Origin of the sequence: Pandoraea sp. NE5, assembly GCF_024363545.1 — a bacterium.
In the GTDB taxonomy this organism is placed as follows: Bacteria; Pseudomonadota; Gammaproteobacteria; order Burkholderiales; family Burkholderiaceae; genus Pandoraea; species Pandoraea cepalis.
This window is the reverse complement of record NZ_AP025517.1, coordinates 2,966,394-2,990,250: the sequence shown is the minus strand read 5'-3', so window position 1 is coordinate 2,990,250 and position 23,857 is coordinate 2,966,394. Positions and strand designations below refer to the sequence as shown.

Annotated in this window: 23 protein-coding genes; 9 read left to right on the top strand and 14 right to left on the bottom strand. The window is 64.0% G+C overall.

What is annotated here, in order from left to right:
* Positions 1-244: 244 nt before the first annotated feature.
* From PanNE5_RS13680 to PanNE5_RS13665, 4 genes are read right to left on the bottom strand one after another with little or no spacing between them, the layout of a single operon-like run.
* Positions 245-1,795 carry a class I adenylate-forming enzyme family protein gene (locus tag PanNE5_RS13680; RefSeq protein WP_017235004.1) on the bottom strand — a complete coding sequence of 517 codons (1,551 nt, stop codon included), beginning with the start codon at positions 1,793-1,795 and terminating at the stop codon, positions 245-247.
* A gap of 45 nt (positions 1,796-1,840) precedes the next feature.
* Complete coding sequence (locus tag PanNE5_RS13675; protein WP_017235003.1) at positions 1,841-3,085, bottom strand: acyl-CoA dehydrogenase family protein; 1,245 nt, start codon at positions 3,083-3,085, stop codon at positions 1,841-1,843.
* Between the two features lie 9 nt (positions 3,086-3,094).
* A complete protein-coding gene (locus PanNE5_RS13670; RefSeq protein ID WP_261938155.1) occupies positions 3,095-3,892 on the bottom strand; it encodes an alpha/beta fold hydrolase in 798 nt (265 codons plus the stop codon).
* Entirely contained in the window at positions 3,889-4,938 is a 1,050-nt protein-coding gene (locus PanNE5_RS13665; RefSeq protein WP_017231672.1) for a hypothetical protein, read from the bottom strand. Before PanNE5_RS13665 ends, PanNE5_RS13670 begins: the two co-directional genes overlap by 4 nt.
* A 160-nt stretch (positions 4,939-5,098) precedes the next feature.
* On the opposite strand from PanNE5_RS13665, the gene PanNE5_RS13660 reads away from it, so the two are divergent.
* The 5 genes from PanNE5_RS13660 to kynA all read left to right on the top strand — a co-directional run bounded on the left by PanNE5_RS13660 (position 5,099) and on the right by kynA (position 9,325).
* Positions 5,099-5,617 (top strand): flavin reductase family protein, encoded by a 519-nt coding sequence (locus PanNE5_RS13660; protein ID WP_017231671.1) that lies wholly within the window; start codon positions 5,099-5,101, stop codon positions 5,615-5,617.
* Between the two features lie 8 nt (positions 5,618-5,625).
* Positions 5,626-6,090 carry a MarR family winged helix-turn-helix transcriptional regulator gene (locus PanNE5_RS13655; protein WP_017231670.1) on the top strand — a complete coding sequence of 155 codons (465 nt, stop codon included), beginning with the start codon at positions 5,626-5,628 and terminating at the stop codon, positions 6,088-6,090.
* Between the two features lie 255 nt (positions 6,091-6,345).
* On the top strand, positions 6,346-7,011 hold the full coding sequence (gene kynB / locus PanNE5_RS13650) for an arylformamidase (protein ID WP_017231669.1): 666 nt from the start codon (positions 6,346-6,348) through the stop codon (positions 7,009-7,011).
* 75 nt (positions 7,012-7,086) lie between these two features.
* The gene (gene kynU, locus PanNE5_RS13645) at positions 7,087-8,340 is read left to right on the top strand and encodes a kynureninase (RefSeq protein ID WP_017231668.1); all 1,254 of its coding nucleotides are present in this window, start codon (positions 7,087-7,089) and stop codon (positions 8,338-8,340) included.
* A 16-nt stretch (positions 8,341-8,356) separates the two neighbouring features.
* Positions 8,357-9,325: a tryptophan 2,3-dioxygenase gene (gene kynA, locus PanNE5_RS13640; protein WP_017231667.1), complete on the top strand. Its 969-nt coding sequence runs from the start codon at positions 8,357-8,359 to the stop codon at positions 9,323-9,325.
* Positions 9,326-9,722: 397 nt separating this feature from the next.
* Here kynA and PanNE5_RS13635 read toward each other — a convergent pair whose 3' ends face one another.
* Positions 9,723-10,571, bottom strand: a complete 849-nt coding sequence (locus PanNE5_RS13635) for an IclR family transcriptional regulator (protein WP_261938154.1) — start codon at positions 10,569-10,571, stop codon at positions 9,723-9,725.
* Positions 10,572-10,802: 231 nt separating this feature from the next.
* On the opposite strand from PanNE5_RS13635, the gene PanNE5_RS13630 reads away from it, so the two are divergent.
* Entirely contained in the window at positions 10,803-11,996 is a 1,194-nt protein-coding gene (locus tag PanNE5_RS13630; RefSeq protein WP_017231665.1) for an acyl-CoA dehydrogenase, read from the top strand.
* A 258-nt stretch (positions 11,997-12,254) separates the two neighbouring features.
* Here the strand turns inward: PanNE5_RS13630 and PanNE5_RS13625 are convergent, their stop codons facing one another.
* A complete protein-coding gene (locus tag PanNE5_RS13625) occupies positions 12,255-12,893 on the bottom strand; it encodes a peroxiredoxin (RefSeq protein ID WP_017231664.1) in 639 nt (212 codons plus the stop codon).
* Between the two features lie 205 nt (positions 12,894-13,098).
* On the opposite strand from PanNE5_RS13625, the gene PanNE5_RS13620 reads away from it, so the two are divergent.
* From PanNE5_RS13620 to PanNE5_RS13610, 3 genes are all read left to right on the top strand, one after another.
* On the top strand, positions 13,099-13,407 hold the full coding sequence (locus PanNE5_RS13620) for a YqjD family protein (RefSeq protein WP_026131540.1): 309 nt from the start codon (positions 13,099-13,101) through the stop codon (positions 13,405-13,407).
* 94 nt (positions 13,408-13,501) lie between these two features.
* The gene (locus PanNE5_RS13615) at positions 13,502-13,885 is read left to right on the top strand and encodes a phage holin family protein (protein WP_017231662.1); all 384 of its coding nucleotides are present in this window, start codon (positions 13,502-13,504) and stop codon (positions 13,883-13,885) included.
* A gap of 13 nt (positions 13,886-13,898) precedes the next feature.
* Complete coding sequence (locus PanNE5_RS13610) at positions 13,899-14,417, top strand: DUF3318 domain-containing protein (RefSeq protein WP_261938153.1); 519 nt, start codon at positions 13,899-13,901, stop codon at positions 14,415-14,417.
* Between the two features lie 91 nt (positions 14,418-14,508).
* On the opposite strand, the gene PanNE5_RS13605 is transcribed toward PanNE5_RS13610, so the two are convergent.
* The 8 genes from PanNE5_RS13605 to PanNE5_RS13570 form a co-directional block, all read right to left on the bottom strand.
* Positions 14,509-15,036, bottom strand: coding sequence for a GspH/FimT family protein (locus PanNE5_RS13605; RefSeq protein WP_261938152.1), 528 nt, complete (start codon positions 15,034-15,036; stop codon positions 14,509-14,511).
* Positions 15,026-15,679 carry a pilus assembly protein gene (locus PanNE5_RS13600; RefSeq protein WP_261938151.1) on the bottom strand — a complete coding sequence of 218 codons (654 nt, stop codon included), beginning with the start codon at positions 15,677-15,679 and terminating at the stop codon, positions 15,026-15,028. The genes PanNE5_RS13605 and PanNE5_RS13600 overlap by 11 nt, the downstream gene beginning before the upstream one ends.
* On the bottom strand, positions 15,658-16,611 hold the full coding sequence (locus PanNE5_RS13595) for a PilW family protein (RefSeq protein WP_174975148.1): 954 nt from the start codon (positions 16,609-16,611) through the stop codon (positions 15,658-15,660). Before PanNE5_RS13595 ends, PanNE5_RS13600 begins: the two co-directional genes overlap by 22 nt.
* The gene (locus tag PanNE5_RS13590; RefSeq protein WP_017231657.1) at positions 16,608-16,826 is read right to left on the bottom strand and encodes a hypothetical protein; all 219 of its coding nucleotides are present in this window, start codon (positions 16,824-16,826) and stop codon (positions 16,608-16,610) included. The genes PanNE5_RS13595 and PanNE5_RS13590 overlap by 4 nt, the downstream gene beginning before the upstream one ends.
* A gap of 467 nt (positions 16,827-17,293) precedes the next feature.
* Positions 17,294-17,551 (bottom strand): acyl-CoA-binding protein, encoded by a 258-nt coding sequence (locus PanNE5_RS13585; RefSeq protein ID WP_017231656.1) that lies wholly within the window; start codon positions 17,549-17,551, stop codon positions 17,294-17,296.
* Positions 17,552-17,866: 315 nt separating this feature from the next.
* Positions 17,867-19,357: an AdeC/AdeK/OprM family multidrug efflux complex outer membrane factor gene (gene adeC, locus PanNE5_RS13580; protein WP_017231655.1), complete on the bottom strand. Its 1,491-nt coding sequence runs from the start codon at positions 19,355-19,357 to the stop codon at positions 17,867-17,869.
* A gap of 3 nt (positions 19,358-19,360) precedes the next feature.
* Positions 19,361-22,540, bottom strand: a complete 3,180-nt coding sequence (locus tag PanNE5_RS13575; protein WP_017231654.1) for an efflux RND transporter permease subunit — start codon at positions 22,538-22,540, stop codon at positions 19,361-19,363.
* Between the two features lie 15 nt (positions 22,541-22,555).
* Entirely contained in the window at positions 22,556-23,767 is a 1,212-nt protein-coding gene (locus PanNE5_RS13570; protein ID WP_026131539.1) for an efflux RND transporter periplasmic adaptor subunit, read from the bottom strand.
* Positions 23,768-23,857 lie beyond the last annotated feature (90 nt).

The window sequence follows — 23,857 nt, the reverse complement described above, 5'->3', positions numbered from 1 at the left end:
GTCTTAAAAAGCCAAAGAAAGCAAAGAAATCAGCGGGCTACCCCGTTGATGACGACATGGGCGCTATCTTGCGACGCAATTCCCAAAGTAAAAAATTGAATTCCCACCCGATGGTAACAAACCAAAGGATTACGCATAGGTATTTTCCCTTACGCATTACGCGAGCGACGCACAAAAAAACGCCGAACCCCTTATGAAACAAGGGATTCGGCGTTTTTCAGCGAACACCGGGTGATCTTTTTTATTATCGACCGAGCATCGACGTTTGCGATTCGGAGGCGGCCGATAACCAGCCAATGAGAATCGGCTTCTGCACTTTCCCAAGGGCGCTCTTCGGCAGCGCGTCGACGATGACCACCCGTCGCGGCAATTTGAAGCGAGCGATGCGTGCGCCGAGGAAATCGAGCACGGATTGTTGCGTCGCGCTCGCCGATGACGCGGACACGACGACGGCAACGGGCACCTCGCCCCATCGCTCATCCGGCACCCCGACGACAGCGGCCTCCAACACGCCCGGACAGTCGACCAGCGCGTTTTCAATTTCTGCCGGATAGATGTTCTCGCCGCCCGAGATGATCATGTCCTTGCTGCGACCCACGACTTCGAAACAGCCGTCGTCGCGCAACCGTGCCAGATCGCCGGAGTGAAACCAGCCGCCTTCAAATGAAGCGTGGTCCGGCGCGCGCCAGTACTCGCGCATCACATTCGGCGCGCGCACGAGAATCTCGCCAACCTCTCCGGCGAGAACCGGCCGGCCCGCGGCATCGGTCAGGCGGACTTCCACGCCGGGGCACGCCCGGCCAACCGTGCCGGGATGTGCCTTCGCCTCGCCGAAGCGCAACGCGATCGACACCGGCCCGGTCTCGGTCGCGCCATAGACTTGCCCGAGCGGGATGCCGCGCGCATGGAAGGCGTCGATGGCCGACATCGGCACAACGCTGGACCCGGCCATCACGCCGCGCAACGAGGACAGATCGGTCGTCTGCCATAGCGGGTGGCATTGCACCGCGCGCATTGTCGCGGGCACCATCAACGACAGCGTCGGCCGATGTTTCGCCACGTCGGTGATCCAGGCGGCCGGATCGAAGCGCGGATGCAACGTAACGCTCGCCCCGCGCAACAGCGCCGGTAACGTCTGGATGCACAAACCGCCGACGTGGAACATCGGCAAGGTCGAGAGGACGTGGTCTTCGGCACGCATCTCGTGCGCCCACCAACTGGCCTCGGCGTTGGCCAGCAGCCCGGCCTGTGTGTGCAAGGCCCCCTTGGGCTCGCCCGTTGTGCCCGACGTATAGGCGAGCAACACGGGGGCATCGGCGGCAACGTCCGGGTAATCGACCGGCTTGATCGACGGCACCGCGATCAGCCCTTCGATCGACGCAATGGCCGGTGGCGGCAGCTCGGTGTCGCCGGTGACTTCGAGCGCATCGCGAATCTGACGGGCCATGTCGCGGTGCGTCGCGTCTGACCAGAGCACGCGCACCCCGGCATGGCGCACGATGGCCGCCAGTTCGGGAACGGCGAGACGGAAATTCAGCGGCAGGAAGATGGCGCCGGCACGTGCGCACGCGAACAACAGCGCCAGTTGCAGCTCGTCGTTCAGCCCCAGGCACGCGACGCGCTCGCCCGGGGCGATCCGCCACGTGCCGCGCAGATGGCCGCCCACACGTTCGATGCGGCGCCAAAGTGCGGCGAAGTCGGTCTGCTGCGCTTCGTCGCCAACGCCGCAGCGCAGCGCCAGCCGCTGCGGCGTGGCACGTGCGTGACGGGCAAGCGCTTCTACAAAGGGCGTCAACTGATTCTCCGTGACAAGAGAGACGGTGAGGCGTGAGTGCGTAGCTTACTCGTCGCGCTCGCCCGGTTCGTAAAGCGCCTCGCGGCCGATGCGATCGAGGCACAGCTCCGCGGTCCAGGGCAACATCAGCGCACCGCAACGCGAATCACGATACAGGCGTTCGAGCGGCAGCGTCTTGAGCATCGACTGTCCGCCGCACGTACGAATGGCCAGACGGCACAGCTCGTTGGCATTCTCCATGATCGTGTACTGCGCCGCATAGGCGCGCAGACGCGCCTCCTTGCCCGGGTCGGCCCGGCCGTCCTGCAACGCGCGCAGGAAAAGCGCGCGCGTCTGCTCGAGCATGATGTGCATCTGCGCGACGGCAATCTGCTTGGTCGGATACATACGACGCTTGACTGGCGCCCCCATGCCCTCGGCTTCCCCTCGCAAATAGCGCACGGTGAAATCGTACGCGGCCTGAGCGATACCCATGTACGTCGGGGCCAGCGTCATGAACATGTGCGGCCAACGGCTGGCGGCCTGATAGTAAACGCCGCGCGGCATCAATTGCAGTTCGTCGGGAACGAACACATCCTTGAAAAGCAGCGTGCGCGAGACGGTGCCGCGCATGCCGAGCGGATCCCAGTCGCCGGTCACGGTGACGCCCGGGGCGTCGCCGGGCACCGCGATATAGAACGTGTCCTTCATCGACAACTCGGGCTTGTCTTCGGTGCACAGCACGCCGTAGTAGTTCGCCGCCCCCGAGAGCGACGCGAAGATCTTGCGTCCGTTGATCTTCCACCCGCCGTCGACTTTCGTCGCCGTCGTGCCGAACGGCGCCTTGCCCGCCGCGGCCGCGCTGCCCTCGGAGAACGGTTGCGCATAGATCGCCCCGTCCTGGATCACGCGCGCGAAGTGATGCTCGCGATAGCGCGCATGCTCGGCGCGTTGCTCGGGCGTCATGTCGAGATCGTCGGCGAGAATGCCGGTCCACATCATCGAACATGTGTGCATGTTGAACGTAAGCGCCGTCGCACCGCAATGGCGGCCCAGTTCGGCGGAGACCATCATGTACGTGGCGAAATCGGCGCCCAGGCCGCCGTCCGATTCGGGAATGCACAACTTCAGCAAACCGGCGGCGCGCATGTCGTCGTAGTTCTCGAACGGGAACGACGCTTCGCGATCCCAGCGGGCGGCGCGCGGCGCGAGCGACTCGCGTCCCACCTGCTCGGCCAGCGCCAGCAGGCGCCGTTGCTTGTCCGTGAGCGGATGATGCTCGCCGACGATCGAAGGGGGCTGATAGGCCACGGTGGTCTCCTAGAGTGATTCGAGGAAGGCGCGCACCTCGGCATTGAATTCCGCCGGATGCGTCAGATTCATGAGATGCCCGGCGCCGGGCAGGCAAACGTAGCGCGCCGCCGGGATGGCGTCGGCCATGCGCGCCATGACTTTCGCCGGCGCGTTGGCGTCGTGCTCACCGGCGATCAGCAGCACCGGCACGGCAAGACGCGCGAGTGCGGCGCGCTGTTCGAAACCGACCAGCGCCTGGAGCGCCGCGCGGTAGGCCGCGGGCGTGAGCGCGCCCATCGCATCGACGGCCAGTGTGTGCGCACTCGCGCGCGCGGTCGCGGATGGGTCGCCAAGCATGCCCGGCACGATGGCTTCAGCCATTTCGCGCAAGGTCTTGCCTGCGTCGAGCGGGGCGGTGCGCTGCCGCACGAACTCGCGCTGAAAGTCGCCGTCGGGCTTGCCGAACGCGGGCGACGTGCCGCACAGGATCAGCGCGGCGATATCGCGCGTGAACGGCGCGCCGCGCGCCATCAGCTCCTGCGCGACCATGCCGCCCATGCTGTGGCCGACGAGCACGAAACGCGAGGGCCCCAACGCGTCGAGCAGCGTTCGCAAGCGGTCGGCCAGCGCCGCCATTGTCGCCTCGGCGGGCATGGCGCTCTCGCCGTAACCGGGCATGTCCCAGGCGGCCACGCGATAACCGGCCGCCACGAACATCTCGAATTGCGCGGGCCACACGTGACGATTGCCGCCGATGCCATGCAGCAGCACGAGCGTGAGCGGGCCGTCACCGGCGATGCGACAGGCGGGCACGAGGCGCGTCATGACGCGAACTCGCCTTGCAATTGCCCGTCGCGCACCACGACGTCGCCGTCGAGCGCGATCGTGCAACGCCGCAGCGGCAGGTCGAAATGCCCGAGCGTGTGACGTCCCGCCACTTCGTTGGCACCGGTCGAGTACAGGAAGTTGCCCGCAAAGGCGCGCTGCTCGGTGCCGTTGCAATCGCGTTTGTCGTAACAGGCGAGTGCGTCCCAGCGGGCACGAGGGTTCAGGCCGAAGCCGACGTGCGAGACGGCATAGGCGTCGCGATCGCCCCACGCCGCGAAGTAGTCGCGCATGAGGTCGACGTCCACACCTTCGCCATCGATGGCGACAACATAGTCGTCTTCGACCGTGAGCGCGATGCGATCGCGTAGATATTGCTTGAATGTGAGGTTGATGTCGCCGGGGGCCAGCACGAGCTGTCCGTTCACGCTGTGCGCGGCGGGAAATGCCAGCGCCAGACCGCCCGGCCAGTGGGCCACCTGCCCCGGCTTGGCGCACCAGCCCCAGACGCCGCCCACACGCGCATCGCGAAGCCCGATGCGCAGATCGGTACCGGCGGCGGAGGTGACGTGCATTTGGGCGGCCGCGCGCAAACGCTTGATCGCGGCGCGCACTTTCGGTTCGAGCGCCGGATCGGTCGCGCAACGTTCCAGAATTTCGGGATGTTCGTTCGAGACCATCAACACGCGCGCACCGCCGCCGAGAATGTCGGGCAGTTCAGGGGCATGCAACAGGCCTTCGACCGTGCAGTCGACGACCAGTGTGGCCGCCTTGAGCGCGGCGACGACGGGCGCCAACCCACCCAGCGCGTCGCTCGCGCCGGTCGAGCGCACCGGCACCGGCGCACTCACGCGCCGACTCGGCACGACCAGCCGAAATGGCGCGGCGCCAAGCGATTCGGCGGCAAGTTGCGCTAATTCCACGTTGACAGGCCGGGATTGCGTTTCGGCTACAATCGCCACCACATCACCGGGTCCGATACCGCAGCGCCGCAAGGTCTCGGCAAATACGTCGATCCACTTATGCTCGATTCGCTCGATCAGCATATCGTCTCCTGAGCGTCTGACCTTCTCGCCTGCCGGGGACATTCCCCTCTGGCACGCGGCTGGCCGTCATGCGTCTTGTCGATCTGTTGTTCGTGCCATAGTATATGAATATTCATACAAATCAACCCGATCAAATTTGCCGGACGGGAGTGCAGGGACAGTGAACGCCAAACGCGCCTCAGCGCCAGATTTCGACAACACGGCCTTTCGTCATGCGCTCGGTCAATTCGCGACCGGGGTGACCGTGATTACCACGCGCGCCGACGACGGATCGCTTATCGGGATCACCGCCAGTTCGTTCAACTCAGTGTCGCTCACGCCGCCGCTCATTCTGTGGAGTCTTGCCACGCGCGCAGGCAGCATGCCGGTCTTTCGCGAGAACTCGCACTATGCCGTGAATGTGCTGGCGTCCGATCAACTTGACATCTGCAAGCGTTTTGCCACGATGAAGGGCGACCGTTTTGCGGGTGTGCCTTATACGCTCTCTGCGTCGGGCACGCCGGTTCTCGACGGTGCGCTGGCCTGGTTCGAATGTCATAACCGCAGCCGCTACGACGAAGGCGACCACGTCATCTTTGTTGGCGAAGTCGAGCGTTGCGGCGTACATGCCGACGTTGGCGAGCGCATGCCGCTGATCTTCCACGCCGGTGGCTTCCACAAGCCGCAGTCGCTCGGCTGAGCCGCCTCATGTCTGCCGCCGGTGCACCGTTCGTCGACGACTACCTGGCCTATCTGCTCGCGCGCGCGAGCACGCTGGTGTCCGACGAATTTCACCGTGAAGTCGCGGCGGCCGGGCTCGGTGTGACGGAGTGGCGTGTTCTCGCCACGCTCTCCGACGGTCGCGCGCGCACCATCAATCAACTGGCCGACATCGTGCTCGCCAAGCAGCCGACGCTCACCAAGATCGTCGACCGGCTCGAAGCGACCGGCGACGTCGTGCGCGGCGAGAGCGCCACGGACCGCCGCCAGTCGATGGTCTCGCTCACCCAGGCCGGACGTGAGCGCGTAACCCCGCTGCTCGCCAGCGCGCGACGTCACGAAGCCGGCGTGCTCGCCCGCTTCGGTACAGAACAATCCACCTTGCTCAAAGCGACCCTGCGCCGGTTGATCGACGAGATGACGCAGGGGACGTCGGGACCGTCTGGAACGTAAGGGACACAGCGGGCGCAACGCCCGTGTAGGCGCATTCCGATCACCGCGCGGCAGCGTCCGAAATCGCAGATCGCCTTGCGCGGCGAATCGTCGAATATTCGATCACTTCGCAATCTTGTCGAATATTCTTTCCTAAAATTAAGAAAATACGATTTTTTCGATCAATTTCACGCCTCGCCATCCCCGAATACGCAAGCACTTGCGAAGCGAATTCTTCTAAGATGCGCATATCGATTGACGATTTTGCGCACACCCATGACCGAACCCCGCCACCGCCCAGCCAACACGCCCGTCGAGCGCCGCGTGTGGGATATCAGCGCGCCACTCTCGAGCGACACGCCGGTCTGGCCCGGTGACACGCCGTTCTCGGAACAGTCGGTGTGGCAGATCGGACCGGGCTGCCCGGTCAACGTCGGGCGCATCACGCTGTCGCCGCATACGGGCGCCCACGCCGACGCGCCGCGTCATTACGACGACGACGGCGCCTTTATCGGGGAAGTGGCGCTTGAGACTTATCTTGGGCCGTGCCGGGTCATTCATTGCGTTGGCGCGTCGCCGGTCGTCACGCCGGATCGGGTGGCCCCCTACCTGACAGACGTGCCGCCACGCGTGCTATTGCGCACGTATGCACAGGCCCCCGTCGCTCGCTGGGACAGTGCGTTTTGCGCCGTCGCGCCCGAGACGATCGACCTGCTCGCGGCGCATGGGGTGAAGTTGGTCGGAATCGACACGCCGTCGCTCGATCCCCAGGAGAGCAAGACGATGGACGCCCACCACCGCATTCGGGCGCATCGCATGGCGATCCTCGAAGGACTGGTGCTCGATGCCATTGCACCGTCCGATTACGAACTCATCGCATTGCCGCTCAAGTTCATGCGACTCGATGCGAGTCCGGTGCGTGCGGTGCTGCGCTCGCTTTGAGCGACACATACCGCGCCGAGCGCATGACACACGACTTCCATTTTCCGCATTGCTTTCACTGACAAAACGCAAACCATGACGTCTTCTCGCAACGAATGCCTGGCCCTTGACGCGGCCGATCCGCTCGCCGCGCTGCGCGCCCAATTCGATCTGCCGCCCGGCGTGATCTATCTCGACGGCAACTCGCTGGGGGCGCGCCCGGTGGCCTCGGCCCAACGCGCCCAGGAGGTGATTACGGCCGAATGGGGCGTGGGTCTCATCCGCAGCTGGAACGAGGCCGATTGGTTCGCGCTGCCGCGCACGCTCGGCGACGCCCTGGCCCCCATCGTCGGTGCTGGCAAAGGCGAAGTGGTGGTGACGGACACCACGTCGAGCAACCTCTTCAAAGTGATGGCCGCCGCCCTTGATGCGCAGCGCACCCTCGCGCCGCAACGCAAGGTGGTTGTCTCCGAGCGCAGCAACTTCCCGACCGACCTGTACATCGTGCAAGGCCTCACGCGCCTGCTCGACGACGGTTACTCGCTGCGCCTGATCGATTCGCCGGAAGAACTCCCTGCCGCGCTGGGCGACGACGTCGCCGTGGTGTTGCTCACGCATGTGAACTATCGCACCGGCGCCATGTACGACATGGCCGCGCGTACGGCCGAGATTCACGCAGCCGGTGCGCTGTGCGTGTGGGATCTGTGCCACTCCGCCGGTGCGGTGCCTGTCGATCTGAACGGCGCCAACGCCGACTACGCCGTGGGTTGCACGTACAAATATCTGAATGGCGGTCCAGGGGCCCCCGCATTCGTCTGGGTTAACAAGCGTCTTCAAGATACCTTCTGGCAGCCGCTGTCGGGTTGGTGGGGCCATCGCACGCCGTTCGCGATGCAGCCGGAATACACGCCGGACAATGGCATCGGGCGCTACCTGTGCGGCACGCAGCCGATCGTCTCGCTTTCGCTGGTGCAGTGCGGTCTCGATATTTTCGCGCAGACCTCGATGGACGCCCTGCGTCGCAAATCGCTGGCGCTGACGGATCTGTTCATCGAACTGGTGGAAGCGCGTTGCGCCGAATTCCCGCTCACGCTGGTGACGCCGCGCGCTCACGCGGCGCGCGGGTCGCAGGTAAGCTTCGAACATCCGGAGGGGTTCGCCGTGATTCAGGCGCTGATCGCGCGCGGCGTGATCGGCGACTATCGCGAGCCGCGCATCATGCGCTTCGGCATGACACCGCTTTATACGAGCTTTGCCGATGTCTGGGATTCTGTCGAAATTTTGCGTGACGTGCTGACCACGGGTTCGTGGGACAAGCCCGAGTTTCGTCGCCGCGGCGCGGTGACCTGAGCGAGGAGTCATAAGCATGAGCAAGACCCCTTCCTGCGCGCCCGACCCGCAGAACATCCCGGCCCAGACGACGCCCGCATCGGGCGGGTGCCCGTTCGGCCATCAAGGCCCGGACGACGCAACGCCGGACGCATCGTCCGCACCGGCGGAAGCGTCGACCGATGCCACGCAATGGCATGAGGCGAAGCTCGATTTTTCGAAGAGCATGAGCTACGGCGACTACCTGTCGCTCGATCCAATTCTGAATGCACAGCATCCGCGCTCGACCGACCACAACGAGATGCTGTTCATCATCCAGCATCAGACGAGCGAGTTGTGGATGAAGCTTGCCCTCTACGAGTTGCAGGCGGCCCGTACGGCGGTGCACAACGACGACCTGCCCCCCGCGTTCAAAATGCTCGCCCGCGTGTCGCGCATTCTCGAGCAACTCGTGCAGGCGTGGAGCGTTCTCGCGACGATGACACCGTCGGAGTATTCGTCGATGCGCCCGTCGCTGGGCAGCTCATCGGGCTTTCAGTCGTATCAGTACCGCATTCTGGAATTCATGCTGGGCAACAAGAATGCGGCGATGTTGAAGCCCCATTCGCATCGCCCCGATGTCTTCGCGCAGGTGCAGGCCGCGCTGGGCGCCCCTTCGTTCTACGACGAGGTGGTGCGCCTTCTGGCACGGCGCGGATTTGCCATTGCCCCTGAACGCCTGGAACGCGACTGGACGACGCCGACGCCGCACGATGCCACCGTCGAGGCCGCATGGCTCGAGGTATATCGCAACCCATCGCAACACTGGGAACTGTACGAGATGGCCGAGGAACTGGTCGATCTCGAAGACGCGTTCCGGCAATGGCGCTTCCGCCACGTCACGACGGTCGAGCGCATCATCGGCTTCAAACAAGGCACCGGTGGTACCAATGGCGCCCCCTACTTGCGCAAGATGCTCGATGTCGTACTGTTCCCCGAGCTTTGGCATGTGCGAACGTTGCTGTGAGGTTTTTTTCAGTGCGCTGATGACACCCATCGCATAGATTCGCACGCAGCCCTGTCACATGCCCAGGGCTGCGGCGCTTGCCCGTCCCCTGACTCCGCTCCAATGCCGGTTAAGTCGCTACGTCAGGGGACGGACAATCACCGCCATCGTGCGCCCCTACGTTCCCCTGCTCGTTCCCGCTCGTCTCTGCTCGTCTCTGCTCGTCTCTGCTGTCATTACTGCGGTCGTTCTGGCTTTGTTGGCCGGGTCGTGTTGGTGGGTGTTGTCGCGTCGAAGGCGGTTGCGAATCGGGTTGGGGGCCGCCCGCGGTGCGACTTAACCGGCAATGGAGTGCCGCGGGCGGCCCCCAACCCGATGGACCACCGCCGTTTGCCGGCTTTTGCCGACTTACACCGACTTACACCTGCCCACTGAGGCGCGCGGCGAGTTGCTTCAATCGGGGTGCGATCTCCTCGCGGAAGACCGCATCCGGAATCGATGACGACGGGCCGCTGCAACTGATCGCGAGCCATCGGTTCTGTCTCACGTCGCGCAACGGCACCGCGACCGCGTTCACCCCTTCATGCCAATCGCGAAACGAATAGCAACACCCCTCGCGCCGGTACGTCTCGATGCCCTTGTCGACGCCCAACTTCAGCGCGTCCCAACCGACATTGCGCAGCGCCGTCGGATTCGCGTCATAGGCATCGTGCAGATCGGCCAGTAACGTCTCCCGCTCGACAGGCGTCATGGCCGCCAGGTAGACGCGCCCCATCGAACTCGTCAACATCGACAAGCGTGATCCTGCCGTCAGGCCCAGCGTGAGATGCGCCGAATCGCTGCGGATGGTCTCGAGATACATCATGTCGATGCCCTCCCGGCAACCGAGCGAAATGGAACACCCCATTTCCTTGGCCAGCGCGCGCATGTGCGGACGTGCCAGCGTCAGCATGTCGGTGCCGTTCAGGAAGGCATATCCCAGCGCCAGCACGCCAGCGTCGAGCGCGTACTTGCCCAGATCGGCGTCGTAACGCAAATAGCCCAATTCAGTGAGCGTGTAGGCCAGCCGGCTGACGGTCGCCTTCGGCAGCCCGGTGCGCGCGGCGAAGTCGCGATTGCCCAGCAGGACATCGTCAGGTCCAAAGGCACGCAACAGCTCAAGACCACGTGCCAGCGCCGTGACGAACTTGCGCTCGTCATGTGACGGCGGCACACCATGCGCCGGCGCACCGGCAAAGGCAGACAGGGACGTTTTGACCACAACCATCGCGCGCTCCGCAGCAAAAAGGGGCGACCCGCGCAACAAGTGACCGTTGCCGAGCCAAAAATTTTAGTGTTAAACTAACTTCAGTTTTGGAACATTGTTCCGCATTGCGGAACTTTAGTCAAGTCGGAGCACGTCATGGGTTCGGGTGGCCACAAGGTCCGCCGGCCGATCAGGCGGGGCCGACGAGAATTGTGTCAGCGCATTTTTCGAGAACATCGGAGGAGATAGGTCATGGCAGGCAATGCACAGTTTCAATGGGAAGATCCGCTGTTGCTCGATGCGCAGCTCACCAGCGAGGAGCGCATGATTCGCGACGCGGCAGCCGCCTACGCGAACGACAAGCTCGCACCGCGCGTGCTCGAGGCGTTTCGTCACGAGCGCACCGACGCGGCCATCTTCCGCGAGATGGGCGAGATCGGCCTGCTCGGCCCGACGATTCCTGAAGCCTACGGTGGCCCGGGCTTGAACTATGTGGCCTACGGCCTGATTGCGCGTGAAGTCGAACGCGTGGATTCGGGCTATCGTTCGATGATGTCGGTGCAGTCGTCGCTCGTCATGGTGCCAATCTTCGAATTCGGCAGCGAAGCGCAGAAGCAGAAGTACCTGCCGAAGCTGGTCAGCGGCGAATGGATCGGCTGCTTTGGCCTGACGGAACCCAACCACGGTTCCGACCCCGCCGGCATGACCACGCGCGCCAAGAAGGTCGCCGGTGGCTATGAGTTGAGCGGCAGCAAGATGTGGATCACCAACTCACCGATCGCTGACGTCTTCGTCGTCTGGGGCAAGCTCGCCGACGAGAGTGGCGAGGAGAAGATTCGCGGCTTTATTCTGGAAAAGGGCTGGAAGGGTCTCTCCGCCCCGGCGATTCACGGCAAGGTCGGTCTGCGAGCGTCGATCACCGGTGAGATCGTGATGGACCAGGTGTTCGTGCCCGAAGAGAATCTGATGCCGGGCGTCTCTGGCCTGAAAGGCCCGTTCACCTGCCTGAACTCGGCCCGCTACGGCATCGCCTGGGGTGCGCTGGGTGCCGCCGAATTCTGCTGGCACACGGCACGCCAGTATGTGCTCGACCGTCAGCAGTTCGGTCGCCCGCTCGCCGCCAATCAGTTGATCCAGAAGAAACTGGCCGACATGCAGACGGAAATTACGCTGGGTCTGCAAGGCTGCCTGCGCCTGGGGCGCATGAAGGACGAGGGCACCGCCGCCGTCGAGATCACGTCGATCATGAAGCGCAACTCGTGCGGCAAGGCCCTTGATGTTGCCCGTCTCGCGCGCGACATGCTCGGGGGCAACGGCATCTCCGATGAGTTCGGCATCGCCCGCCATCTGGTGAACCTCGAAGTAGTCAACACCTACGAAGGCACACACGACATTCACGCCCTGATCCTCGGGCGCGCACAGACCGGCATCCAGGCGTTCTTCTGATTGTCGTCGCATCGCATCCAATCGATCGATTCGATCGATTGGATGGGTTCGATACCCTACACCGCGCGTCGCTCGCGCGGCGTAGGGCACTTGTCTGGTACGCGTCGTTTCTCAGGCCGCAAGTCGCGGGCCGTCAATCCCCCGGGCGACGGCGCGTACCAAACAACAATGCCAGCGCTCTCGCGCTGGCATTTTCCGTTTCAGCGTCCGTCGAACAATGTCGACATTCGTCGACAGCGTTCCGACATGCAAGCCGGATTACTTGTTCGGCTGCGGCGTGAGACGCAGGTAGGGACGCACGACCTTGTAGCCCTTCGGGAATTTCTCCTTCAGCACGGCTTCGTCCTTGATCGACGGGACGATCACGACGTCTTCGCCATCTTTCCAGTTACCCGGCGTCGCCACCGAGTAGTTATCGGTCAGTTGCAGCGAATCGATCACGCGCAGGATTTCGTCGAAGTTGCGCCCCGTGCTGGCCGGATACGTAATGGTCAGGCGCACCTTCTTCTTCGGATCGATCACGAACAGCGAGCGAACGGTCACGGTTTCGCTGGCGTTCGGATGGATCATGTCATAGAGCTGCGACACCTTGCGATCGCCGTCGGCGAGGATCGGGAAGTTGACCGTCGTGTGCTGCGTTTCGTTAATGTCGTTGATCCAGCCTTTGTGCGACTCGGCATCGTCCACCGACAATGCGATGGCCTTTACGTTGCGCTTTTCGAACTCACCCTTGAGTTTGGCGGTCAGACCGAGCTCGGTCGTGCACACCGGCGTGTAATCGGCCGGGTGCGAGAAGAGCACCCCCCAGCTGTCGCCGAGAAATTCGTGGAACTTGATTTTGCCAACCGACGAGTCTTGCTCGAAATCGGGGGCAATGTCACCCAAACGCAATGTCATTTACAGTCTCCTTGAGATCCGTCAACTCAGTGGGGTAAAGACTAAAGGATGCTAACCTTTGCCAGAACGAATAAAAAATTTGGTGCAAATAATTATTCGAAATATAAGGCGGTTGGGACGTTGTTTTCTGGCAACGACGCATTGAACGCGTTACGATGTGACTCATATCCCTCTCGCATTTTCCTCCCAAAATCGGGTAACGACCATGTCGCAAGTCCCTACCAACAAGGAGAAGTTCATGACCGATATCAAATCCGTATTGGCCGACGCCGAAGATCTGCTCAAGCAAGCCGCCAACACGACCGGTGAGCGTGCCTCCGAACTGAGCGACAAGGCCCTGGCGCTGCTCAAGCAGGCCAAGGAAAAAGCCTCCGACGTGCAGGTTGTCGTCGTGGAGAAGAGCAAGCAGGCGGCGCGCGTGACCGACGACTACGTTCACGACCATCCGTGGCAAGCCGTGGGCATTGCCGCCGGCATCGGCGTGGTGATCGGCCTCCTGCTCAACCGTAAGTAAGCTACGCCGACGCAAGTCACTTCCTCGCCTACTCTGCCCAAGGCGGAGCCCACCTGACCGGCACGACGGGTCAGGGGGCCGCCAAGCCCACCCCATGACCGACAATGATCGCACGACCCCGCCGCGGCCTTCGCTGCGGCGCCTCGCCGGTGCGTTGCTCGAGATCGTACAGTCGCGCATCGAACTGATCGGCATCGAGTTGACCGAGGAGAAGGAGCGCCTGATGGGCGTGGCTTTCCTCGGCCTGGCCGCGATGCTCTTCGGCGTGCTCGCTCTGGTGTCGCTCACCGCGCTGGTGATCGTGATTTTCTGGGACACCTACCGTCTTCAGGCCATGACCGGCATCTTTGCCGTGTATCTGGTGCTGGCGGGGTGGTGCGCCGTGCGTGCGCGCAACATTCTGCGCGATGCGCCGATGCCGTTCGAGGCCACGCTGGCCGAGTTCGAAAAGGATCGCGACGCGCTGCGTCCGGACTGAAGGAGATCTGCCCGTGCCGCTCGAACCGAACCGCCCTCGCCGCCCGCGACCGTCACGACGCTCGCGCCACGATCTCCTCGCCATTCGCAAGGAGCTGGTGCTCACGCGCATCGCCGTCGAGCGCGCCGAACTGATCCAGGCCGCGCACGTGACGCGCGAGCGTCTGCGCAATTTCCGTTGGGTGCGCTACCTGTTGCCGGGCGGCCTCGCGAAGTTCGCCGGGCTTGGGGGCCTCGCGAACTCCGGGCTCAAACTCGGCGGTCTGCTCGAGCGCTACCCCCTGGTCAGCTCGGTGGCCTCGCTTGCGCTCACCGGCTTGTCGCATACCCCCGTCGGACGCGTTGTTCGTCGCGGTCTCAAGTGGGGCGGCCTCGGCGTGCTCGCATGGCAAGGCATCAAGCTCTGGCAGGACTCGACGAAGCCGTCAGCGCCGCAAGCCGATGAACCCAACGCGGCACACGCCACTGCCGCGTCCGCCACAAACAGCACCCACGCCAACGCGAACGACGCCGGCATCCCCCCCGTCATGTAATGGGCACGCCCCCTATGCCTCAGGACATGACGGCAACACCACTTCTCGACGCCACGCCCGCATGACTGCATGACGGCGCGCGGTCATGGCATCATCGCGGCGCGGCGGCGCACCGACGTGACATGCGGGCGCGGCCATAGGCATTGATCGTGATGCAGATGCGACGCTCGTGCCCCTCGATCCGCACCGTCCCCGAGAGCCATTTGTCGCGCTCGGTTCGTATGAAACCGCTTTCCGCGAACGCCAGCCCTTCCGTGTAGTACAGCGCCCAGTCCGCTTCGATGTGTACTCCCGGTGGTAATGGCGCATGTCGCCCCAGCAATTGGTCTCCCGCGTCGAAGCGATGATTCCGATTTTCGTCCACGAACGTCACCCAGCCGCCGCTCAGCGCCCCGCCATCGTGCGGCGCTATCGCCACGCGCCGGTGGCGCGCCAGGGCTTCCGCTCGCGCGGCCTGCATCGACGCCAGGAAGGCGCGCGCCGTGATATCGACCCCCACGCGGCGGCGAACGGCCTCGATGGAAGGCGCGACCGCCAGCAGCGCCACGGCAAGCACCGCCACCGCGACAACACACTCCAGCAGCGTGATGCCCGACATCGCCCGCGGATCATGATGCATCGCAAGACTCACGCTGAGCGCCGTGCGTGGACTTTCCCACGACATCGTCGTGCCACGTCACCACCTCGCGCCAACTCAATGCGCGCGACGAATACGACGAACGCGAAGCATCCGATCCGCGTCCCCCACCGGGACGAACCTCCTGCTCGCGACGACGAACCTCATAGATCGCCTGCAGGTAGACACGCGTCCCGGGCAAGTCGCCACATCCCATCGCACTGACCCGATAGCGTCGCACCGACGCATCGCGCTTTGCTGCGTCGTCGGTCCAATAGGCGGACAACGCGATTCGCTCGATGAAGTAGCTTGCCTTATGCCGTTTGACGACCGCTCCACTGCCACTCCACTCGACTGTCCGCCATCGCGGCACGCGTTTTGGATACCAGACGTCGCCCCGATGGCTCGCCGCCAGCACCCCATTCGGCCCGGCGTCGAACGCCGACATGCTCGCGATCTCCGCGGCCTGTGCGCCGTCGGTAAGCCAGTCGCGCGCCTCGGCAAGTGCCTTGTCGGCTGCGGCAAACGCCCCGACACGATCGTTCGTGTACGCGACGAAACGGTTCGCCAATTGGCGATGCTGCATGCCGGAGGCGGCCAGTGCCATCAGGGCGGCCAACCACATCACAATGAAGACGCCAACCATTCGGCCTCCGCCCCCACGCCACCGTCGTTGCGACGATAGGCCACCGCATTGAACACATGTAAATGGACGTCGCCGGCGTTGCCCAGTCGCTTGAACTCACGACCGCCGGTCGCCGCGTCGAACACTTCGATCACGCTCACTGCCCGCGGCTTGCCACCGCGACGCGGCGCCCCGCGCATCACCAACGAAAACGCGACCGCTGCCACGTTCTCCCATCCCCGCTCGCCGGCCGGCGGGCGCGCGGGTCGGTTCCGCATCCGCGTGCCCGGCGCGACCCAACGCAAGCCCCCGGCCCCTCGGTCACGCAACCCCAATCGGATGTACATGGCCTCCACCCCCATGACCAGCACTTCCGGGCGGCGCAGATCGGTCGCCGTCGCCTGACGCTCACCGTAGCGGCAGTAAAGCGAGGGAATCGCGTCTTCTCCCTTGTCCACATAGAAGATGCTGAGTTGACGTTCGTCCAGCCGTCCCGTGGCTTTCACGCGGTACCCGCCGCAATTGTGCACAGCCCCATTGCCCAGCAAAAAGCCCGCCCCGTGAAATTGCACCTCCAGCAGCGCACTGCCCTGCCATCCGAACCGCGAACAGTTGTCGGCCGTGAGCGCACACTCGGCGCCGACACGCAGCGACGGCCAGTCTCTCACCCCTTGCCCGGGCAATCGGATCGCGCCTTCCATCGGGTCCCAGTTTCGATATCCGGCCATACCAACGGCACGCGTGAGCTGTGTCAGCGCGAAGATGGCGCGCTCGTTGACGTCGTATCGCTCGGCCTGCACTCGCCACAAGCGAATGCCCGCGAGATAGATCGCCGTCGCCGCCATGACGACCAGCAAGCCCAGCGGCATGGCCAGTACCACCTCGAGCAACGTGAAGCCAGTCATGCGACGTTTGCGCCAGCCATCGCCCCAGTCGCCGCGCGGCGCGCTCATGGTTGACCGAGAGCGAGCCACGCATCGCCCGCCGCTGGGGGTCGCGACAGTGCCGCCCCCGGGGCTGGCAAGGCCATCATCGTCACGTTCGGCGTCGATGCGAGTTCGGCAGATGACATTCCCCCGGCGGCCTGCCATCGTGCAAAGCCCTGCGCACCGGCCGTCAGCGCCAGCACGGCAAACATGACGTCGAGCAGTGTCGCGCCCCGTGCCAATGCCCTACGCCGCACACCGCACTGCGGCCGCCCCTTCATCGGCGCCTGCCTCGGTGGCACCGAGGCGGGCGGTGTCCAGGGCTGCGCTCCCCGCCGCCGGCTTCGGCCCGCGTCGAACGGCGGCATACCGTGACCTCGCCGCGAGCGCGTCCGGGCGCGATGGGTCAACGCATCGCGAAGCGTATGCCGGTCGGTCAAGCGCATGGGGTGTCGGCGATCCTGTCTCATGGTTCGATACCTCGTCTCGTTGATGACGCGTCCATCGTCGCGCACGGTCGACGAAACGCCAATCGGACACCGCCGCAAAACCCGCCCCGTCATGCGCCACCTCACTGCTCATACGCAACGCATGCCCGCCATCACGCAAACGCCCATAAAAAAACGGCGACCGAAGTCGCCGTCTGTTGGCGCGTCGTACCGAGGGGACTCTACGCCGCTTCATCGCGTCATTGCCGCCCCCGGCAACCTTATCCCTTCAACTCATCGACAAGTGCGACATACGCTTCCTGTGCCTCTTCTTTCGACTTGCCCTTGAGCATCTCCCAGGCGTCGAACTTGGCACGCCCGACAAAATCCGTGATGCCGGGACGCGCACCGGACACGTCGCCTTCCGTGCCTTGTTTGAAGAGCGCGTAGATCCGCAGCAACGTGAAATTGTCGGGGCGCTCGGGCAGCGCCTTGGATTGGGCTACGGCCTCGTCGAAGCGCGTTTGAAGATCGCTCATGGTGTCTCTCCCTGGAAAAACGGTCAGCTTATAAGTGCCCCGCGCGTCGCGTCGGCAACGTCATGCAAACGCTCGCGTCGACGCTCGGGGTGTTGCGAATACAACGCGAACTAGGATATCGACGAAGCGGTATGCCAGGTAGGGGCGAGCGTAGAACCCAGCGTCTAAACCTCTCGGGAACTGAGCTTGTTTACCGCGAAACACGACGCCCGAACGTAAAACGCCCGGCGTATTGCCGGGCGTCTCGATCGTCAAACCTTGCACCGTCGCGAGACATTTGCGCCAATCACGCCGCGCGCCTGCCTCGCGACACGATCACGATGCGGGTGCCGCCGGTGCCGATGCCGCCCCGGCGCTGGCCGGTGCGGTGTGCTCCTCCCAACCGCCTCCGAGCGCCTTGTACAGCGTAACGAGGTTGGTCCAGCGCGACAGACGCGTCGCGATCAGTGTCTGCTGCGCCGCATACAGCGAGCGTTGCGAGACGAGCGCGTTCAGGTAACTATCCACGCCATTGCGATACCGCAGGTCCGAGAGCTTGTAGCTCTCGTCGCTCGCCTTGACGAGTGACTCCTGCGCGGCGATTTGATCGTCGAGCGTGCCGCGTGCGGCCAGCCCGTCGGACACTTCGCGGAACGCCGTCTGAATCGCCTTCTCGTAGTTGGCGATCTCGATGCGCTTTTTCACCTTGGCCAGATCGAGATTGGCCAGATTCTGCCCGCCCGCGAAAATCGGCAGCGTGATGGTCGGTGCGAACGACCATGCGCCCTGCCCGCCCTTGAACAGATTGCCCAGCGACGCGCTCGCCGTCCCCGCGCTCGCCGTGAGCGAGATCGACGGGAAGAACGCGGCACGCGCCGCGCCGATGTTCGCGTTGGCGCCCTTGAGCGTGTGCTCGGCCGCCGTCACGTCAGGGCGACGCAGCAGCAAATCGGACGGCAGCCCGGCGGGGAGATCGGTGAGCAGGCCTTGCCCGTCGAGCGGACGTCCCGGCGGTAAGTCCGCCGGTAACGGCTGACCGATGAGCAGCGCGAGCGCGTTCTCGTCCTGCGCGACCTGGCGCGTGTACTGCGCCAGATTCGCCCGCGCCGCATCGACCGGCGTTTGCGCCTGTCGCAGATCGAGCCCCGAGGCCGTCCCCACGTCGAAGCTACGCTTGGTCAGCTGATACGACGACTCCTGGCTCTTGAGCGTGTCGGCCGTCAGTTTGAGCAGATCCTGATCGGCCAACCAGGTGAGGTAGGCCGTCGCCACTTCCGAGATCAGCGTGATGTGGGCCGTCTTGGCCGTGTCCTCGCTGGCCAGATACGTCTCCAATGCCTGATCCTTCAGGCTCTGGATACGACCGAACAGATCGAGTTCGTATGACGTAAAGCCTACGCCTACCTGGTAGCTGCGGCTGATGCTGGCCCGCCCGGAGGACGTCAGGTCCCCCGGCGTGCGCTGAACCGACCCCTGCCCTGCCACCCCCACCGAGGGCAGCAACGCGGAACGCTGGATCTGATACTGCGCACGCGCGGCTTCGACGTTGAGCATCGAGACGCGCAGATCGCGGTTGTTCTGCAGCGCGATCTCAATCAACTTCTGCAGGCGGGGATCGGTAAAGAAATCGCGCCAGCCCAAATCGGCCGCCGCCACGCTACTGCTGCCCGCGGTGCCGTTCTGGTTTGCCGCGCCAGGCGTCTTGTAGGCCGGACCAGTGGGGAACGTCGTGGCGACCGGCGCCTCGGGCCGCTCATAATGCGGCGCCAGGGTACAGCCTGCCAGGGACGCTGCCGCCAAGGCAATCGACAATGCTTTGTGCTTCATAGCTCAGTTTCCTTCCTTGGCGGGGCCTTCGGTGGCGTCCGGGTTCGGCTTGCGCGCTTCCGGATGCTCCACGGTGTCCAGGTCTTCATGCGCAAAGCGCTTGCGCACCAGCACGAAGAAGACGGGCACGTAGTAGATCGCAAGGAACGTCGCCGCCAGCATACCGCCGATCACGCCCGTCCCGATCGCGTGCTGCGAAGCCGAGCCCGCGCCGTTGGAGATCGCCAGCGGCAACACGCCGAGCACGAACGCCATTGACGTCATCAGAATCGGTCGCAGACGCAGGCGCACCGCCTCCATCGTCGCTTCCATCAGGGTGCGGCCCTGCTCCTGGAGGTCCTTGGCGAATTCCACGATCAGAATCGCGTTCTTCGCCGACAGCCCCACCGTGGTCAGCAGACCCACCTGGAAGTATACGTCGTTGGACAAGCCACGCAGGGTCGCGGCGAGCAACGCCCCCAACACCCCCAAGGGCACCACCAGAATCACCGAGAACGGGATCGACCAGCTTTCGTACAAGGCCGCCAGACACAGGAACACGATCAGGATCGAAATGGCGTAGAGCGCCGGCGCCTGCGAGCCGGAGATGCGCTCTTCGAACGACAGCCCCGTCCACTCCAGACCGATACCCGTCGGGAGTTGCTTCGCAATTTCCTCGATCGCCTTCATGGCGTCGCCCGACGACTTGCCCGGTGCCGGCATGCCCTGAATTTCCACGGCAGGCACCCCGTTGTAGCGCTCCAGACGCGGCGAGCCATAAATCCACTGCCCCGTGGCGAAGGCCGAGAACGGCACCATGGCCCCGCTCGAATTACGGACGTAAAGTTTGTTGATGTCCTGCGGCAGCATGCGATCCTTCGCTTCCGCCATCACGTACACCTTCTTCACGCGACCGCGATCGATAAAGTCGTTCACGTACGACGACCCCCAGGACGCCGAGAGCGTGGAGTACACATCGGCAATCGACAGCCCCAGCGCGGCGGCCTTTTCTTCGTCGACGTCCACCTTGTACTGCGGCGTATCGTCGAGTCCGTTCGGACGCATGTTCGCAAGGTTCGGGTTCTTCGCCGCCATGCCCAGCAACTGATTACGGGCGGCCATGAGCGCGTCGTGGCCGAGACCCGCGCGATCCTGCAACTCGAAGTCGATACCGCCTGCGTTACCGAGTTCCGGCACCGACGGCGGGTTGATCGCGAAGACCATCGCGTCCTTCATGCCGGCGAACGCCCGGTACGCCCGTGCGATGACCGACTGCACCTTGAGATCGGCCGACTGACGCTCATCCCACGGCTTCATCATCGTGAACGCGAGACCCACGTTCTGACCGCGGCCGTTGAAGCCGAAGCCCGTCACCGTGAAGATCGAACGCACGGCGTCCTTTTCATTCTCCAGATAGTGCTTCTCGACCTGCTTCATCACGTCGAGCGTACGCTCCTGCGTCGCGCCCGGCGGCAATTGCACGAGGTTGAAGAAGTAGCCCTGGTCTTCGTCAGGCAAGAACGCGGTCGGCATACGCACGAACAGGAAGCCCACGACGGCCACGATCACCACGTAGACGATCAGGAACGGCGTGCTGCGCTTGAGAATGCGCTCCACCTGGCTCTGGTACTTTTTCGAGCTGTTGTCGAACGTGCGGTTGAACCAGCCGAAGAAGCCGCGCTTCTCATGCACTTCGCCCTTCTTGATGGGCTTGAGAATCGTGGCGCACATCGCCGGCGTGAGCACGATGGCCACGAGCACCGACAGCGCCATGGCCGCCACGATGGTCAGCGAGAACTGGCGATAGATGGCGCCGGTCGAGCCGCCGAAGAACGCCATCGGCACGAACACCGCCGAGAGCACGAGCGCCACCCCCACCAGCGCACCGACGATCTGGCTCATGGCCTTTTTCGTCGCTTCCTTCGGACTCAGCCCCTCTTCGGACATCACCCGCTCGACGTTTTCCACCACCACGATCGCATCGTCCACCAACAAACCGATGGCGAGCACCAGCCCGAACATCGACAGCGTGTTGATGGAGAAACCCGCCGCGCCCATGATGCCGAACGTACCGAGCAACACCACCGGCACGGCAATCGTCGGAATGATCGTCGCCCGCAGGTTCTGCAGGAACAGATACATCACGAGGAACACGAGCACGATACCTTCGATGAGGGTCTTGATCACTTCCTCGATCGAGATCTTCACGAACGGCGTGGTGTCGTACGGGAAGTCGGCCTTCATGCCCGTCGGGAAGTACTGTGCGAGGTCCGCCACCTTCTGCTTGACCGCCGTGGCCGTTTGCAGCGCGTTGGCGCCCGTGGCCAGCGTGACCGCGAGACCCGCCGCCGGCTTGCCGTTATAGCGCGCGACCACCTGGTACGATTCACCGCCCAGCTCCACGCGAGCGACATCGCCCAGACGCACTTGCGAGCCGTCCTTGTTGACCTTGAGCAGGATCTGGCGGAACTGCTCCGGCGTCTGCAAGCGGCTCTGCGCCATCACCGTGGCGTTGAGCTGCTGGCCCTTCACCGCCGGCGCGCCGCCCAGCTCGCCCGCCGAGACCTGCACGTTCTGCGCCTGGATGGCGCTCGAGACGTCGAGGATCGTCAGGTTGTAGCCGTTGAGCTTCTGCGGATCGACCCACACACGCATGGCGTACTGCGCACCGAAGAGCTGGACCTGACCGACGCCGTTCACACGGCTGATCGGATCCTGCACGTTGGCGGCCAGATAGTTCGCGAGGTCGATGTCGGTCAGTTTGCCGTCGTCGGAATACGCGCCGATCACCAGCAGGAAGTTCTTGGTCGCCTTGGCGACCTTGATGCCCTGCTGCTGCACCTGCTGCGGAAGCAGCGGCGTGGCGAGTTGCAGCTTGTTCTGCACCTGCACCTGCGCGATGTCCGGATTCGTGCCTTGCGCGAAGGTCAGCGTGATCTGAGCGGTACCCGAGCCGTCGGAGGTCGACGACATGTACTCGAGGTTGTCGATACCGTTCATCTGCTGCTCGATCACCTGCGTGACCGTATCCTGCACGGTCTGTGCGGAAGCACCCGGATAAACGGCAGTGATCTGAACGGACGGCGGGGCGATCGGCGGGTACTGCGAAACCGGCAGCTTCAGGATCGAAAGCGCACCGGCAAGCATAATGACGATCGCGATCACCCAAGCAAAGATCGGGCGATCGATAAAAAACTTTGCCATGAAAGAGGCTCCGCGTTATTGAGCTTTGGCGCCCGAGGCGGGGGCGGCCGCTGCCGGTGCACTGGCACCTGCAGGCGCCTCAGCCCCCGGCAACTGCGCCGGAACCGCCTTCGCCGGCGCGCCCGGGCGCACCTTTTGAAGACCCGACACGATCACCTGATCGCCGGCGGCCAGACCCGCACTCACCAGCCACATGTTGCCGATCGCGCGATCGGTGACAAGCTGACGCAACTCGACCTTGCCTTCCTTGTTCACGATCAGTGCCGTCGGCTGGCCCTTCTGATCACGCGTGACCCCCTGCTGCGGCACGAGCAGACCGCCCTCCTTCACGCCTTCCTGCAGCTTCGCGTGCACGAACATGCCGGGCAACAACTCGCGGTTCGGGTTCGGGAAGATGGCACGCACGGTCACCGAGCCGGTCGTCTGATCGACGGTAATGTCGGAGAACTGCAGCTTGCCTTCGAGCGGGTACGTCGTGCCGTCTTCCAGGGTCAGTTCCACCTTGGCGGCGTTCTTGCCCGCGCTTTGCAGCTTGCCCTCGGCCAGCGCACGACGCAGGCGCAACCCTTGCGCCGCCGATTGCGTCACGTCCACATACATCGGATCGATCTGCTGAACGGTCGTCATCAGCGTGGCGGCCCCTGCCTGCACGTAGGCGCCTTCCGTGACCTGCGACAACCCTGTGCGGCCCGAAATCGGCGCCGGCACGTCGGTGTAGCCGAGGTTGATCTTCGCCGTGTCGACGGCCGCCTTGCCGGCCTGCACTTCGGCGTCGGCTTGCAGCGATGCGGCAACGGCGTTGTCGTAATCCTGCTTGGACACCGCCTCGACGGCCACGAGTTGCTTGTAGCGATCGGCCAGCAGTTTCGTCGACGCCTGATTCGCCACGGCCTTCGCCAGCGTTGCCTTGGCGTTTTCATACGCGGCCTGATACGTGGCCGGATCGATCTTGTACAGACGCTGGCCCGCCTTGACGTCACCGCCTTCGGTGAAATCGCGCTTGAGCACGATGCCGTCGACGCGCGCGCGAACATCGGCCACGCGGAAGGGCGAGGTGCGTCCGGGCAGGTCGGTCGTCAGCGTTACGTTCTGGGATTGCAGCGTCACGACGCCGACTTCCGGCACCATGGCCTGCGGCGGCGGCGGCTTCTTGCCGCATGCTGCCAAGGCCAACACCGCGAGTGCGACGGCAGTGACCATCCCCAGTGAACTTCTCTTGACGTGCATATACGCCCCCGATAAATGGAATGCGGTCAAACAAAATGACAAGTACGTTGCGTACGATTGCGGCGGCAAAGGCCCGTCCGCAATCCCGTC